The following is a 16,169-nucleotide window of genomic DNA, read 5'->3' as shown; positions in this document are numbered from 1 at the left end:
TATTTCTTCTGATTCACTGAAACCATCACTTCTGGCAGTCGCGACGTCGGCTTTAATTCTGACTGGCTGCGGTGGTGACGGTAGCAGTAATGATGATGGCGAGACCGGTAAAGTATCCATGAATGTGACTGATGCGCCGGTAAATTCAGCACTTGGCGTATACGTACAGTTCTCTGGTGTTGTTCTGATTAAAGATGATGAAACACAGGAAGAGCTGACGTTCGATGAGCCAAAGCAGATTAACCTGTTGGATTATCAGGCTGGTAACAGCGTGGAACTGTTCACTGACTTTGAAGTTGAAGCAGGCGAATACTCACAGATCCGCCTGATGGTAGATACCGAAGGAAATAACGATACTTATATTTCATTTGCCGATGGCTCGTTTGAGCTTGAGATCCCAAGCGGTGAGCAGACGGGTCTGAAACTCGTCAGTGGTTTCACTGTGACGGCCGATGAGTCAGTCTCTTTCATGCTGGACTTCGACCTGCGTAAGGCGATTACAGTGACAGGCAATGGCGAATACAAGCTACGCCCGACGATCCGTTTGATTGATCTGGCCGATTACGGTGCGATTACCGGCACCTTATCTTCTGAACTTTGTAACAGCGAAGACACGAAAGCGGTGTATGTCTATGAAGGTGAGGTTACAGAACCAGACGACCTGGGAACCGATGACGAGCCAGTGGCAACAGCGTCAGTCGATGCTGAACTTTCGTACACGGCGTCTTACCTGACACCAGGCGATTATACGGTGGCTGTGACATGTCAGGCTGAGTTGGATGATCCGGAAGTGGATGACGAAGAATTTGGTCAGGGCGAAGGTTTCAGCTTCGTAAGTGCGGTGGTTACTATCGAAACCGACGGTACAGTAACGGTAGATGCTAACCCTGAATAAGCGTTTCGACGCAAGCTATGGCACAAGGAGGTGCCGCTACCCCCCCTTCCCCCTCAGCCCACTAACATCACCAACATGAGTATGCTGGCTGACGCGAACGCACCGATAATATGAACATGTAAAAACGCCGGTTGGCTGAGTTCTGTTTCTTCCATTGCCCGCAACCCTGAAACCATGAACGACTGTTTATAGTAAGAACCATGAGCGCTAATTCTTCCAGAAACCGTCTGTGGCTTTTTGTTGTTTACAGGCCTTACATTAAGTTACATCGTCAAAAAATCGCGCACTGCTGAGATCTCTTCGTCCGACAATAAGGCCGGCGCATGCCCCGCGTTGGGAATAGTGACATGGACGACTCCTCTGAGGACTATGAATTCAATGTTGCACAGCCCGGGGAGCCCGGCAAGGTAAAACCAGCCTGTAATTGACCTCAGTCGCTGACTTTCTGTTTCAGCACCAGAGGGCTGACATTGCGGCTGACGAGAATGTCCTGCGCTTTATTGAGTTTGGAGCGGTCGGTATAAGGTCCAACAAATACACGGTGCCAGGTTGAGCCATTGACCGCACTGCTTTCAAGGTATGCAGGTAAGCCTTCGAGAATCAGCTCTGCACGCATACGGTCCGCATCACGGTCTGAGCGGAACGAGCCTGCCTGAAGACGATACTCATACTTGGCGGCGGCGTCTTTAGGGGTCGATTTGTACTCTTCGACGTCGGGTACTTCAACGGTCTGCTTTTCCAGCAGGCGGTAAAAATCATAAGAAGGTTTCACCTTACTCTCGATTTTCGCCGCATCTTCGCGGGCTTTTGCCGCGCTTTCTTCAAGTACTTTGCGTGCATCACCACGAACGGCTTCGAGTTCGTCGCCCGCCGGAATCGTCGAGAGATAAAAAATAAAACCGACAAAACCAATAGCGATAGCGGGTGTGGTTACCCACACCCAGGCCGGTACTTTAGAGCTGTTATCAGACATCAACTTACCCAGGGAAATACTTTCGCGATCACACTACCATACTCTTCCGGTATTACTGTGACCGATTACATTTCTTCCGGTGCGCTGACGCCCAAAAGATACAGGCCGTTATGCAGAACCTGACGCACAGACTCAGCCAGAGCCAGGCGCGCGTTACGCAGGTCGGCGTCATCGACCAGGGTTTTTTCTGAGTTGTACCAGGTGTGGAAATCACCGGCCAGTTCTCTCAGGAAGTTAGCAATCTGGTGAGGTTCGCTCGCGTCGGCGGCGCGACGTACGACTTCTGGGAAGCGACCGACCTTAACCATCATTTCTTTTTCTGTCTCAAGCGTCAGTGCGCCCAAAGCCGCGAGGCCCGTTTCAGCATCCCAGCTCTGACCTGCTTCGGCCAGTTTGCGGAAAATCGAGCAAACGCGCGCATGCGCATACTGAACGTAGTACACAGGGTTATCTGATGACTGAGAGCGAGCCAGGTCGATATCAAACGTCAGCTGACCATCGGCCTTACGGGCAGCGAGGAAGTAACGGGTGGCATCGCGACCGACTTCGTCGATCAGATCACGCAGAGTAACGTAGCTGCCCGCACGCTTGGAGATCTTAACTTCTTCACCGCCACGCATTACTGTCACCATCTGGTGCAGCACATAACCCGGCCAGCCTTCTGGAATACCGGCGTTCAGCGCCTGTAAACCTGCACGCACACGGGTAATGGTTGAGTGGTGATCGGCACCCTGCTCGTTAATTACGCGAGTAAAACCACGCTGCCATTTGTTCAGGTGGTAGGCCACATCCGGTACGAAGTAGGTGTAACCACCGTCTGTTTTACGCATTACACGGTCTTTGTCGTCACCAAAGTCGGTGGTGCGCAGCCAGAGAGCCCCGCCATCTTCGTAGGTGTAACCATTTTTAATCAGGGTCTGAACGGCTTCTTCAACTTTGCCCTCGGTGTAGAGCGAGGATTCAAGGAAGTAGACATCAAAGTCGACACCGAAAGCTTTCAGATCAAGATCCTGCTCGTTCCGCAGGTAGGCAACGGCAAAGTGGCGGATACCCTCAAGGTCTTCAGCGTCTTTAGTGCCAGTGAAGCTCTGATCTTCAGACGATACGGTATCACCACGCATAAAGCTTTCGGCGAGATCGATGATGTACTCTCCGCGATAGCCGTCTTCCGGCCAACTTGGGTCATCCGGTGTCAGACCTTTGCAGCGCGCCTGTACTGAAAGGGCCAGGTTGTTAATCTGCTGACCTGCATCGTTGTAGTAAAACTCGCGCGTCACATCCCAGCCGGTTGCTTCAAGCAGGCGGCACAGGCAGTCGCCCACTGCGGCTCCACGACCATGACCGATATGCAGCGGCCCGGTTGGGTTGGCCGACACAAATTCGACCTGCACTTTTTTACCCTGGCCAACATCAGAACGACCATAGTCGTTCTTCTGATCCAGAACGGCCTTAACCAGTGATGACGTTGATTCATCACTCAGATAGAAATTGATAAAACCCGGGCCAGCGATTTCAGTTTTTTCGACGAGGCTGCTTTCTGGCAGCGCATCGACCACCAGCTGAGCAAGCTCACGTGGATTCTTACCAGCAGGCTTTGCCAGCATCATCGCCAGGTTGGTTGCCAGATCACCGTGTGCTTTATCGCGGGTGTTATCGACCTGAATTCGCGGTTCAAGGTCTGCTGGAAGTACATTCTGCTCTTTCAGAACGCTGACAGCGGCACTAAGTAACTCGGCAATCTGAGGTTTCATATAGAGATCCGGCCCGGAGAAGTGTGTTATTCAGAAGGGGGCGGATTATCGCAAAATTAGCGCAAAGGTTGAAGCACGCAACTGCGTCGATAATGGCGCCGTTGCCAGAAGTAAAGGCACGGGGTGTTTCGCGATCAGGCATGACTCAGGTCATGACCTCTTTCCAGAATACTCCTGCTGTAAGTGGTATGCTGTAAATTCAATGAAAATGCCACTTTGTCCGGAAGTCAGGGGTCATCGGATTGAATTTTGGTAATACGCTCACGCGCCTCGGTCTGCTCAGGTTTTCGGTCGCTCTGATCTGGCTCGTACTGCTGTTCTGGCTCGCATTCGTGGGTTTTAATCTGCCCCCCATCATCTGGTGGGTGCTCGCAGGTTATATTCCACTGATCGCCCTACCGTTCTGGCAGGCTTCAAGACGAATGGGGCAAGACGCCCTGTTACTGAATATTGTCGCCGAAACCCAGCTGATGACGGCGCTGCTGTTTTTCAGTGGAGGGGCGACAAACCCTGTGATCTCGTACTTTCTGGTGTTGATGGTTGTCTCGGCCTACAGCCTTAACCGCTATCGAGCACTCATAGTGGCCGGCACACTGATTCTGGATTACAGCGTACTGACGCAGTGGTATACACCGCTGGCGATGGGCATGGATGGTAAAGGCTCCTTGTTTGACTGGCACCTTGGGGGCATGTGGCTGACCTTTGTTCTCAGTACACTTATTATCGCCGCGTTCCTGCCAGCACTGGTCCGTGATCGACAACGCCATGTTGTTGAGATTCAGGCTTTGCGGGAGCGACAACTAAAGAACGAGCAACTCATTGGTATCGCTACGCTCGCGGCAGGCACCGCTCATGAAATGGGCACGCCTCTGATGACCCTGGATATGCTGCTCGACGAAGCCACCGAGCATGAGGTTAGCGATGAAGATATTTCGGTGATGCGCCAGCAGGTGGAGCGCTGCCGACATTCACTGCAGCAGCTGGCAATGGCGGGCCGACAAAGCAACGCCCATTCAGAACACGATGCCGAGGAGTGGCTATTACGCCAACTCCACCGCTGGCGGTTGAGTAAACCCCATGCCTTATGGGATGAGCTGGATTGCAAGGCAACCGCTCTCATTCCGGCGTCTCCGCTTCTTGATCAGGCATTATTAAACCTGCTGGATAATGCCGCCGAAGCTGGGCAGAGACCCGTGCAGTTGCGTTCGCGCGTAACCTCTGACTTCTGGGAGCTCGATATTATTCAGCCAGACCCTGAAGCGGCCAGTCATATCAGCGAAGAGGCTGTATTTGCCAGTCAGAAAGAACACGGGATGGGAATCGGCCTTTACCTGAGTAATGCCAGCATTGAGCAGTTTGGTGGCAGTATTCATCTTAAAGCTCTGAACTCGGGCGGCAGCCTGAGTCACTTGAAACTCCCCATCGTGACGCGGAGGGTCAGCGTATGACATTACGTTATCTGATCGTTGATGATGACGAACATTTCGGGCGGGTACTGTGCCGCAGCCTTGAACGAAGTGGCGCTGAAGCGACCTTCATCCGTAGCCCGGACGAGCTTAAGGACGTATCTCATGCTCCACAGCGAATCATTCTTGATTTACGGCTTGAGCACAGCTCTGGTCTTGATCTTATTTCTCCAATGAAACAGCGCTGGCCTGATGCGTCAATTATCGTTCTGACAGGCTACGCAAGTATTCCTACCGCAGTCGAAGCCGTAAAACGTGGCGCCGATAACTACCTGCATAAACCTGCAACATTACAGGACCTTATTTCTACTTTCGAAGGCAGGCCTGTAGGTGATCAGCAAGCAGAGGTGATGAGTGTCGACAGGATGGAGTGGGAGCACATTCAACGAGTTCTGAATGAAAACGACGGTAATATTTCAGCGACCGCCAGAGCCTTGAATATGCATCGCCGGACCCTGCAACGAAAACTCCAGAAATATGCTCCGCGCTGATACTCATTGAGTTTTTAAAGTACTGTTCAGTAATTGAAATACGAGTCTTCGTCGAAGGTACTTAACCAACGAGGATGGAAGCTGACCATCCCGGCGATAAACATCCCGTTCGTTATCCCCTCAGGGAACATCATCAAGGGGAGCATCCTGAGATAATCCCGCCAGATCTGCTCCAGAGTGTAAATACCTTCAAACCAGTACCAACCGGACACGGAGCAGGCGTAGACAACCTGTGTAAATCCAGCATTGAGAAAGCCTGCCACGAGAATATAAATAAACGGATTGTGTGGCATCCGCCGATAAACATTGAGAAAAAACTGATAGGCGGCGAATACCGGAATTGCCGCACCAAGCAGGAAAGATAACGCCCAGGCCTCCGGCTCGATAACACCAAGAAACACCATCACAACCAGTACAACAGCCATATTTAATAACGCCAGGCGCCACCCCATCAGTAGCGTCAGCGCCGTGGCTGCAATAATATGAAAATCCAGCCCCGGACGAACTCCCGCCCGCATAAACCAGAATCCGGACACGACCAACAGGCTCCCGAGAAAGAAATGCTGTACGCCGGAATGATGCGAAAATGCAGCCCAGTTGATGGTTTTGATCGTATAAAAAAGGAGGGGGGCCGATATCAGCCAGGAAAGAATTAACGCAGTATGGCTACTGAGTTCAGAGACCATTAATCACAGAGCTCCAATGAATATATCAAAGCATCTTCCCTACCGTCGGGGTGAGGATAATATCCAGGCCTCCTGCCGACCTCATTGAAGCCAAGCGACTCGTACAGGCCGATGGCACTCTCGTTTGATTCACGAACTTCGAGAAAGAAAGAAATAATACCTTTCTCCTGCAGCCACTGACTCACTCGGGCAAGCAATGCTTTACCGTACCCTCGCCCCTGCATTTCAGGCCTGACACTGATCATCAACAACTCGGCCTCATCGGCCACGACAGAGATCACCGCATGTGCGGAATGCTCACCGTTGACCTCCAATACCCAAACGGAATCTGGCTTGCGCAGGTAGCGCGTCATGATTTTTTCTGACCATGGATACTGATGAGCGGCTTGCTCAATTTCCATAACCGTATCAAGGTCTTCTATCCCACCTACCCGGATGTTACTCATAGCCCCCTACCGTTCTGCCAGAGCATACAATGACAGCCACAGAGCACGCTTGGCCGATGCTGAAGACATCAATGCTTCCAGATCAGGAATATGAAAGTGTTCTTTAACGTCTATTTTGTTCATCCAGCTCTGAGCGTTTTCACCCACGGTAATGACGTACCCGGCGCCCTGACTGCTGAAATACTGCCATTGGGCCCTTAGTGCCTGCACGGCAACAGCTTCACTCTGATCCTGATGGCGGGACTCGATAAAGGGCCAACGAAAAGAGACTGGCTGAGGTACCACGGACGGCTTCATTCCAAACGCGGCCAGCACCCTTCCGGCGAAAGGAGTAACCTGCTCAAGTGGAATATTGGCATCAACAACCCAGATTCCTGACCCGCTCAGTTGCATAAACTCCAGAGCAAACCTCGGCGGTTCGCCAGAAGGTACAGAGGGAAGAGCCGCCGCAACACCTGTCTGCTCAGTTGACTCTGAACTAACAGGCGTCAGAGGCTTAGTGTCTGCAGGCTTTGCTGGCTCTGAAACTGCGTCGTTGGCGATTTCTGCTGCCACCTGAGGATGCGCTGGCATAGGTTGTCCGGCCCGCAACAGATCCGCTGCAGCAACCGGGCGGGCATGATCGTGCGTCGACTCAATGTGAATATGCTCATGACGCTCCGACGGCGAGTCCTCCGCCATCCAGCGGGACGCTGGCGCATGAGGCAACTCACGTCTGGGCAGCCACACTGTAATGCCCATCGACTTGAGATAATCGACCCGACGCTGCTCTAACATAAGCGGTTAAACGCCGTCGTTCTGGGGGTGCGTTCGATCGTTAGTACTGACCAGCAGATTCAGAGCATGAATATAGGCCTTCGCCGATGCCACAACGATATCGGTGTCCGCACCACTGCCATTGACAATGCGCCCCGCTTTCTCAAGACGTACTGTCACCTCACCCTGAGAGTCGGTGCCTTCAGTAATAGCATTCACAGAATACAACAGCAGGTTAGCTCCTGACTTAGCAACTTCCTCGATCGCTCTGAGAGCGGCATCAACAGGGCCACTGCCTTCAGCCTTGCTACGATGCTCGGTGCCCTCTTTGCTGATAACGATTTCGCTAACAGGCGTCTCGCCCGTGGCCGAGTGACTCTCAAGCGATACCAGACTATAAGTATCTGGAAGAGAAGCCGAGCGGCTCTCTGTCACCAGAGCCTGCAGGTCTTCGTCGAAGATCTCGTGTTTTTTGTCTGCAAGGTCTTTGAAGCGTGCGAACGCATCGTTCAGAGCGGCGTCTGTTTCGAACGTGACTCCCAGCTCCTGCAGACGACTGCGGAAGGCAGCACGCCCAGAGTGCTTACCCATAACCATGCGGTTTGCGCCCCAGCCTACGTCTTCAGCTTTCATGATTTCGTAGGTCTCACGGTGCTTAAGTACACCGTCCTGGTGAATACCGGATTCATGGGCGAAAGCATTAGCGCCAACAATCGCTTTATTCGGCTGAACAGGGAAACCTGTAATGCTCGAAACGAGTCGCGACGTCGGCACGATATGAGTTGTATCAATGCCAGTCTCGATGTTGAACAGATCCTGGCGGGTTCGGGTCGCCATGACCACTTCTTCAAGAGACGCATTGCCCGCACGCTCACCCAGACCATTGATCGTACACTCGACCTGACGAGCACCATTGGTTACTGCAGCAAGGGAGTTTGCTACTGCCAGCCCCAGGTCGTTATGGCAATGCACTGAGAAAATCGCTTTGTCAGCGTTCGGAATACGCTCAATCAGAGTGCGGATGGTATTACCAAACTCTTCCGGAATCGCATAACCCACGGTATCAGGAATATTGATCGTACTGGCACCGGCATCAATAGCGGCCTCAATAATGCGACACAAGAAATCGATTTCTGAGCGACCCGCATCCTCACAAGAAAACTCGACATCTTCGACCAGTCCACGCGCCTTCTTCACCGCTCGCACTGCTTGCTCAATTACAGCGTTTGGCTCCATACGGAGCTTGTACTGCATATGGATCGGAGAGGTAGCAATGAAGGTGTGAATACGAGCCCGCTCAGCGTTTTTCAATGCCGCTGCAGCTTGCTCTATGTCACGGTCAACTGCCCGGGCAAGACTACAGACAGTACTCTCGCGAACGGCAGAGGCAACGGCCTCAATGGCAGCAAAGTCTCCGGGGCTGGCGGCAGCAAAGCCAGCCTCCATAACGTCGACGCGCATTTTTTCGAGCGCTTTGCCGATGCGGACTTTTTCTTCTTTGGTCATTGATGCGCCCGGGCTTTGTTCGCCGTCACGCATTGTAGTGTCGAAAATAACCAGGCGATTCTGCTGGCTCATGAGAGACTCCGATGCCGATGATTCAGTCGTACAGTATACGCCTGATCATCGGACATCGCAGCAAAGGAAGGTTAGCGGATTGGAGTGGCCGTCAGGTTAGCCTGAATATCCGCATTCTGAACAATAATCTGACTGATCAGCGTCTGAGGCGTGCTGTCTGGAGTCGCTGCAATCTTCAGACCATCGATGTTCAGCTGTTTGAAATGAACCCGACCGAATACAGCAAAGCCGAGTGGGCCATTTTCAGCAATTGAGTCAGTGCCAGAGAAAGGTACGTACTCGCCGTTAACCAACTTAACAAGATTGCCATCGTCATCACGAACAGCGGTTCTCGCAACATCCAGAGCAAGGTCAATATTAAGACCGTAATCATTGCCACCCTGAGGACCATCCTGAGTACTGAAGTTATCAAGTGTTAAAGTAGTACCGTTTTCCTGAGTCCAGGAGAAGCGGTTACCTTTGCCAAGGTAGCGATAATAATTAGGGTCGTTCACGTCAGTAGGAGCCTCAGCAAACTTGGCTTTCACTTTAATCGTCAAACCCTGATCACCGCGATCTTCAAAACGGCCGCCGTCCAAACCACAAGACGTGGCATCACTACCGGAACCGCCAATACATACCTGACCAGCACCACCCGACGCTACTGAAATCGTAGTGCCATCCTCTAGACGCTCGAGCGTGAAGGCACCTAAATTATCACCATCATCTCGTGAGCCGAAGATAATACCGCCCTCGATTTCACCCGTCGCACTGTTGTACTGACCAACCTGGATGGTCGACCACGTCAGCCCTTTGTTGAAGGTCAAACCGTCTTCGGTTACGTCGATGGACGCACCGCGCATGTGGAGGTCATAGGTTACACCTGTTAACCAAACACCACGACCGAACTCATCAACGGTAATTGCAGCATCGCCATCAGTAATACGCAGGTCACCGTTGAGTGTCAGACCTTGTGTACCGCCCACACCGTCACTGTTAATCTGACCACCTGGTGCAATCGTCAGGTTACCATTGAGTGTGAAACTGTATGATGGGAATACTTCCATCGCCAGAAGCAGCTCAGTACCACCCATGTAAGGTGAGTCCATTGCTTCTTCTTCACTAGTTCCAACAGTTACGCCAGAGAAGCTGTACTCACCGCGCAAATCTTTGAAGTCGATACGCAGACCATCATAGGTGCCAACTTTGTTCTCGCGATCGTACCCGACATTGGCGTCAAACTGACCAGTCGCAGAGTTGTAAGGGTTGGCATAGTAATCCGAAGGCAACGACGCCATATCTGGGCCAGAAGTAAGATCAAGTGAAACTTCGCCTTCACCCCAGCCGTTGAAACCGTTGAAGTAAACCCAGTTGCCATCATCATTCATGGCGAAATAGGTATTACTTTCAGCTGCAGTTTTACCAGCGAAGTTGCCTGGCGTCGTGAAGTCACCACCATTTGGGTCAGCCAGTGGATCTGCAGATACGATATTCCAACCCACTTGTGCCGTCACACCCTGCTGAGTTGAACCATCAGCACTTGCAATATCGCCGCCTGGGAATAAATGCAGATAGTTTTTACGCTCAATCCCATCAACTAAGCCATCCTGGAAAAGCACCTGTCCGCGGAAGCTACCCAAAGCTGCTCCGTTTTCATCACCAAGTACCAGGTCATCTAAGCTGAATGAGAAGGTCAGATCTTCGTAGCGCAGTGCCAGATAGGGATTATTAGCATCGTCTTCTTCAAAGTCGAGAGTCAAACCAGACTCTGTACTGAAGTCGCCACGAAAGTTACGAGCGAGAATCACGTAACCGTCATCAGTGTACTTAAACGCAGGACGATCAGCGTCGTCATTGATAAGCGTAAGCGCAGGAATGAAGGTAATCCCCTCACCGATGTCTGCACCTCCTCCTTCAATGGTGAAAGTACCGTACGCCTCAAGGTCGACACTCAGTGAACCGAACGTGTCACCAAGCAAATAACCTGCTGAATCAGGATCACCGTAATCACCAACGGCGATATTAGGATCATTAGACAGACCAATCGCAGCTGCCTCATAGGTCAGGCGTAGGCCTCGGTTCTCAAAAGTACCAAAATCAAATTCAACACTGCCCTCATTAACGATGAGGCGACCATAATTAATAATGGCCGACATCGCCAGGTCATCAATAATCCACTCCATACCGTCATCACCAAAGTGAAGACCGTCAAAGAAGACGCCTACTTGAGAACCATCAAACGCAAGATTTCCGTTACCGTCATCGCCCATATTCAGACGAAATACACCAGTATCGTCAGAAAAATCGTCTGCGGTCCCGCCATTACTGTAGGCCTGAGTAGCACCGCGAAGGCTGAAGAAATCATTAGTAATACCAGTGGTGCCGGTCATGCCAACGCCGCCAACGGTAAACTCGCGAGCACCAAGCTGATTGAACAGATTAAGGGTACCGTCAGAGTCAATATCTATCGTCGTTACCGAGGCAGAGCCAATACTGGAGTTGATATTGATGTCACGCATATTGGCCGCAACACCGTCCTGGCTGTAGCTGATTTCACCAATATCCAGCTGCCCTGGGTCAAGCTCAATCGTCACGCCAGACTGACCAGATACATTCGCCATGGTCTCATCATCAAGCGCTTCTAATGCCGATACTGATACAGCCTGAACCGCGAGTGTGAGCGCACTTAACGTCAAAGTAGTATTCTTCATAATCAATCCACCGGAAACAGGAGTAAGTTACCACCGACAGTGATATTGCCGTCTAGCTGAACGCCAAATATTTCGGTTTGACGAAATGCGGTTCCATCCTGAAGAGGTACACCAAATTCACCATTGTTAGCCACAGCGAACTTAAACTTAAAATCGTTGAACGTAATGGTCCCTGGCAGCCCGATTTTTAGAACCTCATCGTCAACCGCTTTTTCTTCGAAGCCACCATCAACCCAAACGTCATAGTTTGTTGCAGTCGTCAAAGTTTCCGTCTGAAGCGTTAGTCCTTCAAAGGACATGCCACCAGAAACGTCATCCAGAACGTACCAACCTTCACTGTTCTCATTCAATTTGATAGCGAGACGCAAACCACAGATCCCGTTTTCGCATTCTTCAGAGCCAACGATGTTACCGGCGCCGTCGAATATAGGACGGGTACCTGGAGTGAAGCCTGAGACCTCATTAGGATCGTCCCAAAGGGGTCCACCATCTTTGTTGATCGCGAACTCACCAGAGAGATAAACACCACCCTTACCGGAGATTTCGGACAAATCGAAATCATCAATTGCTTCCATCTCGGCCATTGACGAAGTTGCGACCATCAATGTGGATAGAGAAAGTACTAATTTATTAATTGTCATTCTGACCTCCACCTATTACAGGTCGCGACTGGTAACTTTAAGGTACTGAGCACGCAAACCATCTACAGTGATACTACCGAGGCTAGCGTCCGGACTGTTGCCTATCCGCACGTCACTGATTGATATAAAGCTCTTCGGTGAGTTTTCATAGTAATCATCATAGAAAGCTTGCATGTCTTCCTGGCTACTGGTGTCGACATCATCACCAGGACGGAGCTTGGTCAGCTCAAATTCGAAGTTACCATCCGACGTAGCAGACAGACGCATTGGCTGAATCTCGCCGTAACCCAGGTTAAGACTGACAAACATGTTGTCCAAGTTTAGAGTAGAAGCCTCCTTGGCTACAGGATCATTGTCACAAACCGAAGGATCACAAACACTGATATCCAACTCTTTGATAAATAGATTCAAGCGAATCTCAGCATTCAGCTCATCGTCACCCTGCTCGTCAGGAGCAGACCAAAGACGGAACGCAGTTCCATCGATAAACAGCCCTTTCATGTTGATATCGATGTAGTCGGTACGTGGGCTGGTTGAGCCATCAGGATTTACTGAGTTCACTGCGAATTCGAAGGATGCACCCACATCCAGGCCATCCCTGCGCTCCACACCACTTGCCAAAGCTATTGAAACACTTTCGATACCATCTTTTGTTTCTCCCTTGCGCGTGATCAGGCCACCGTCGCACGAGCCAAAATCGCTCGAATCCAAACCACACAGCACCTTGAATTCTTCTACATTATTGACCGCTTCAATATAAGAGCCTGCAGGCCCAAAACTATCGGAATCATTGTTGGCAGCGGCCAGATCTTTACGTGCTTCAATAAGATCGTTATATGCATCCTGGCGTACCGACTGCTGTTCCTCGTAGGAGTCGTAAGAATCGTTGTATGCGGTCCGAGCATCCCGGCAAGCACCTCCCCCGATTACGGGACATGCGGAACCATTCAATCCGGTACAATTATCGCCAAACTCACAATCAGCTTGAGGTCGAATAGCCATAAAAGCTTCATAAGCATCGAATGCCGTAGTCAGACGCTGACCGAGCTCAACAACCTCGGCGTCGTATTCCGTTTGCTCCTGTGCAACAGTGGCCTCCCTTGGAACAATTTCACTCAAGTAGTAACTATTCATCTGATTTTCTAGTGCGCCTAATGCCAGAGAATAGGTATCTACAATTTGCGCTCTGGACGAATTCAGGGCATCAATTTCATTTGTAATCGCCTGCACTGCGACTCCGTTAGAGCCAACCGTTGCTAAATCGTCACACCCAGGCTGCCCCCAAACACACCCCTGATAATACGAGAATGTGGCAAAAGTTGCGCTGTTCTGGACATCTGATTGGTACTCATCAGCTGCAAGTTCAAGTAGAGCCAGTTCATTGTTAATCTGACCGTACTTTTCGTTATACAGAGGATCATTAGGATCGAGGCCACCACTGCCTCGTAATGAGCGAATGACGTACGGATGGAGGTAACTGCCAATCTGCCCTGGAGTACGAATGGAGCCCTCTTCACTGCCTTCCCCCATAACATAAAGGCTAGTCCACTTAATATCGATCTCTTCGCCCGCAGAGCTTTGTATGCCTGTTACTGAAAGCTCAGCTCCTTCCGTGTCCAAAACGAAATCTTCAAGGGCAAACCCAAGCCCCTCACCAGTTGCCGCACTCATCTGGCTATCATCAAGAGCCTGCAAGTCAGCAAATGCCGCAGCAGAGACAACCATCGAGGTGATTAACATAGATCGCAAGATTTTCATAATTAGCACCCCTTCAGGCTACCAACACAGGTAGCCTGACGTGGCGTACCGTTCGTTGCACTGAACAAATCAAGGTTGAGTGGATACTTCACACCAGAGCCAGAATCGAATTTAGCGATATTCAAAAACGCTCCTCTCTGAGTTAATACGCGATCACTGCCTTCGATACCCGAAAAATCTTCCCACGGAACAGAAGTAGTCTGAAGAGATACAAACGCACCTGTAGCTCCGCCGCCATTCTCAAAGTCAACACTTTCATCGCCGACATAGACACTCTGAAAGTTAGTTAGAGGGAAACAAGCGGGAGTACCCGTAACAGTACAGTCTTCTGACCCAGTAAGCGCGGGAATAATAAATTCAAGCGCAGAACCTGGAGCTGTGAAGCTCCTACCCCCCGGAACACCCGCCCAGGAAGCTCGTTTAAGGTAAGGGACGTCCAGATATGGGCTATCGGGGTTTTGAAGCTCACCATCTTCATTTAACTCGCGACCAGCGCCATAACTATAACCAGCGGTACCTACAGCACCATCAACCAAGTCGATTGTACTTACCAACTGCGTACCCAAAGCATCTGCCAAACCTAGTTCAATACACTGCAACCAACTCGCAGTACCCTGACCATTACAGTTCTGGTCATATACCACCGAGGCAGGCCCTTCAATACGGCCATTCAAATTACCTGTTAAAGAGATAAGATCTCCTGACAACCAACCCTGAGCTTCCGAGAAGCCGATACGTACTCCCGCAACCTTCCGAACACCGTTCTCTACTTTATACGCAAGTTCAATGTAGGGATCACGGATCTTAAACTCTTCGATACTGGCATTTACTGCATCTTTATAGTTGGTTACCCGGCCAAGGCCGAAGTTCTCAATGATCAGATCAGCATCATGAGCCACCAGGTTCCCATTTTGAGTCACAGGATTCCCCTGAGCATCCGTCATTGGCACGGTACCGTCTTCACCTACAGTCCGTTCAAACTCACCGACCTTAAGCGTATCAATGGTCATCAGGGTTTCAATATCTAAGCCTAGATTCACCTTCGTGAACTCATACTGCCCTGCCCATTCACCAGTGCCGTCACTGTATGATGATGCATCGATAGTGATAAATGCCTGTCCAGACACATCAGCCATTTCCCGGTCGCTGATAGCCTCTAAAGAGCAGACTGGCAAAGACAGTGCTGTCATTGCGATTGTTAACGGATGGCGGAGAACGTTTTTCACTTCACGACCTCATTTGTCGGTCAAGAGACACCGTTTCGACTGTAGAACCAGTCTATATCAGGACAGATAGATACTCGGTGACAGCTTGTTTTTATTATTGGAATACTTGTTACCTATAGGATATTCGTTAGGGATTTTGCTTCAAGAGGTAATAGCGGTACGAGCGTACTCTTTACAGTGAGAAGACGTTTACGAGCCGTCGATTTCGAGCATCAGCGGCATAAACTCATAGATAGACGCCATTTGTCTCATTATGAACCACAATAGCTAAGGCAAGCGGTCCAGCCTCTGAAACTCAGTATATAGCCAAGTTAGGCGTTTGGAACGCTTATCCACGGACAGGTTCATAGAGGCGCAACGCGAAGCTTGCGGGATTGTTTTTCTCGGGCAATGCCCCCCCCCCTGACCGCGTAAGTAATCAGGGGTTTTGAATAGATCGAAGTCGCATCCGACGGGGACGCCTAGTTCTTGACGATCACCTCAATGAGTCCAAAGCTGCCCACATGACGCTCGTGACCGCCATAGATGGCGCGGTCCGACGTACCGGAAATGCCGGTTATGCAGGATGCAATCACCGGCCTGCCCGATAGGTAGTAAAAGTGATTATCGTATTCTACCCAATACCCAAGTAGCAGGTAGATACCACGACGCCATTGATACTTTTTTGAAGTTCCAGAAAAGAAAAAACCCCAGCAGGTTACCCTGCTGGGGTTTTGGGATAGACCGGGGTCGCGATCGACCTTGACGTGTTCGTTAAGCTCGCAATGAAAAAACCCCCGACTGCGTAAGCAATCAGGGGTTTTGAATAAGAG

The 16,169-nt window shown here is 50.7% G+C and carries 14 protein-coding genes; 3 read left to right on the top strand and 11 right to left on the bottom strand.

The features are described 5' to 3' along the window. On the top strand, positions 1-895 hold an 895-nt coding region (locus B2067_RS15180), incomplete at its 5' end, for a DUF4382 domain-containing protein (protein ID WP_301388997.1). A 430-nt stretch (positions 896-1,325) separates the two neighbouring features. Here the strand turns inward: B2067_RS15180 and B2067_RS15175 are convergent. Continuing rightward, positions 1,326-1,868, bottom strand: coding sequence for an SPOR domain-containing protein (locus tag B2067_RS15175; protein ID WP_068435700.1), 543 nt, complete (start codon positions 1,866-1,868; stop codon positions 1,326-1,328). Positions 1,869-1,933: 65 nt separating this feature from the next. Next, the gene (gene argS / locus B2067_RS15170) at positions 1,934-3,619 is read right to left on the bottom strand and encodes an arginine--tRNA ligase (protein WP_301388996.1); all 1,686 of its coding nucleotides are present in this window, start codon (positions 3,617-3,619) and stop codon (positions 1,934-1,936) included. Between the two features lie 242 nt (positions 3,620-3,861). On the opposite strand from argS, the gene B2067_RS15165 reads away from it, so the two are divergent. Both B2067_RS15165 and B2067_RS15160 read left to right on the top strand, forming a co-directional pair. After that, the gene (locus B2067_RS15165) at positions 3,862-5,067 is read left to right on the top strand and encodes an ATP-binding protein (protein ID WP_068435705.1); all 1,206 of its coding nucleotides are present in this window, start codon (positions 3,862-3,864) and stop codon (positions 5,065-5,067) included. Next, positions 5,064-5,576 carry a response regulator transcription factor gene (locus tag B2067_RS15160; protein ID WP_297530786.1) on the top strand — a complete coding sequence of 171 codons (513 nt, stop codon included), beginning with the start codon at positions 5,064-5,066 and terminating at the stop codon, positions 5,574-5,576. The genes B2067_RS15165 and B2067_RS15160 overlap by 4 nt, the downstream gene beginning before the upstream one ends. Before the next feature lie 26 nt (positions 5,577-5,602). On the opposite strand, the gene B2067_RS15155 is transcribed toward B2067_RS15160, so the two are convergent. From B2067_RS15155 to B2067_RS15115, 9 genes are all read right to left on the bottom strand, one after another. Further along, on the bottom strand, positions 5,603-6,262 hold the full coding sequence (locus B2067_RS15155) for an energy-coupling factor ABC transporter permease (protein ID WP_301378272.1): 660 nt from the start codon (positions 6,260-6,262) through the stop codon (positions 5,603-5,605). Beyond that, on the bottom strand, positions 6,262-6,708 hold the full coding sequence (gene rimI / locus B2067_RS15150; RefSeq protein WP_297530788.1) for a ribosomal protein S18-alanine N-acetyltransferase: 447 nt from the start codon (positions 6,706-6,708) through the stop codon (positions 6,262-6,264). The genes B2067_RS15155 and rimI overlap by 1 nt, the downstream gene beginning before the upstream one ends. Before the next feature lie 6 nt (positions 6,709-6,714). Continuing rightward, entirely contained in the window at positions 6,715-7,485 is a 771-nt protein-coding gene (locus B2067_RS15145; RefSeq protein WP_297530790.1) for a hypothetical protein, read from the bottom strand. Positions 7,486-7,491: 6 nt separating this feature from the next. Then, positions 7,492-9,042, bottom strand: coding sequence for a 2-isopropylmalate synthase (locus B2067_RS15140; protein WP_076516263.1), 1,551 nt, complete (start codon positions 9,040-9,042; stop codon positions 7,492-7,494). A 71-nt stretch (positions 9,043-9,113) separates the two neighbouring features. Then, complete coding sequence (locus tag B2067_RS15135; RefSeq protein WP_301388995.1) at positions 9,114-11,732, bottom strand: DUF6160 family protein; 2,619 nt, start codon at positions 11,730-11,732, stop codon at positions 9,114-9,116. Positions 11,733-11,734: 2 nt separating this feature from the next. Continuing rightward, positions 11,735-12,373: a DUF6160 family protein gene (locus B2067_RS15130; protein WP_068439146.1), complete on the bottom strand. Its 639-nt coding sequence runs from the start codon at positions 12,371-12,373 to the stop codon at positions 11,735-11,737. A gap of 15 nt (positions 12,374-12,388) precedes the next feature. Then, complete coding sequence (locus tag B2067_RS15125) at positions 12,389-14,131, bottom strand: hypothetical protein (protein WP_301388994.1); 1,743 nt, start codon at positions 14,129-14,131, stop codon at positions 12,389-12,391. 2 nt (positions 14,132-14,133) lie between these two features. Beyond that, positions 14,134-15,357 (bottom strand): hypothetical protein, encoded by a 1,224-nt coding sequence (locus B2067_RS15120; RefSeq protein WP_245820098.1) that lies wholly within the window; start codon positions 15,355-15,357, stop codon positions 14,134-14,136. A 461-nt stretch (positions 15,358-15,818) separates the two neighbouring features. Continuing rightward, on the bottom strand, positions 15,819-16,169 hold a 351-nt coding region (locus B2067_RS15115), incomplete at its 5' end, for a hypothetical protein (protein ID WP_301388993.1).

Source organism: Thalassolituus sp. UBA2590 (assembly GCF_002339775.1).
In the GTDB taxonomy this organism is placed as follows: domain Bacteria; phylum Pseudomonadota; class Gammaproteobacteria; order Pseudomonadales; family Oceanobacteraceae; genus Thalassolituus.
Note: the sequence above shows the minus strand (reverse complement) of the source record. Positions and strands in the feature narration are given on the sequence as shown.

What these genes read in the sequence shown, in the direction of transcription:
- B2067_RS15135 (WP_301388995.1), bottom strand. Translation starts at nt 11,732, where the DNA reads ATGAAGAATACTACTTTGACGTTAAGTGCGCTCACACTCGCGGTTCAG.
- argS (WP_301388996.1), bottom strand. Translation starts at nt 3,619, where the DNA reads ATGAAACCTCAGATTGCCGAGTTACTTAGTGCCGCTGTCAGCGTTCTG.
- B2067_RS15125 (WP_301388994.1), bottom strand. Translation starts at nt 14,131, where the DNA reads ATGAAAATCTTGCGATCTATGTTAATCACCTCGATGGTTGTCTCTGCT.
- B2067_RS15155 (WP_301378272.1), bottom strand. Translation starts at nt 6,262, where the DNA reads ATGGTCTCTGAACTCAGTAGCCATACTGCGTTAATTCTTTCCTGGCTG.
- B2067_RS15160 (WP_297530786.1), top strand. Translation starts at nt 5,064, where the DNA reads ATGACATTACGTTATCTGATCGTTGATGATGACGAACATTTCGGGCGG.
- B2067_RS15145 (WP_297530790.1), bottom strand. Translation starts at nt 7,485, where the DNA reads ATGTTAGAGCAGCGTCGGGTCGATTATCTCAAGTCGATGGGCATTACA.
- B2067_RS15130 (WP_068439146.1), bottom strand. Translation starts at nt 12,373, where the DNA reads ATGACAATTAATAAATTAGTACTTTCTCTATCCACATTGATGGTCGCA.
- B2067_RS15140 (WP_076516263.1), bottom strand. Translation starts at nt 9,042, where the DNA reads ATGAGCCAGCAGAATCGCCTGGTTATTTTCGACACTACAATGCGTGAC.
- B2067_RS15175 (WP_068435700.1), bottom strand. Translation starts at nt 1,868, where the DNA reads ATGTCTGATAACAGCTCTAAAGTACCGGCCTGGGTGTGGGTAACCACA.
- rimI (WP_297530788.1), bottom strand. Translation starts at nt 6,708, where the DNA reads ATGAGTAACATCCGGGTAGGTGGGATAGAAGACCTTGATACGGTTATG.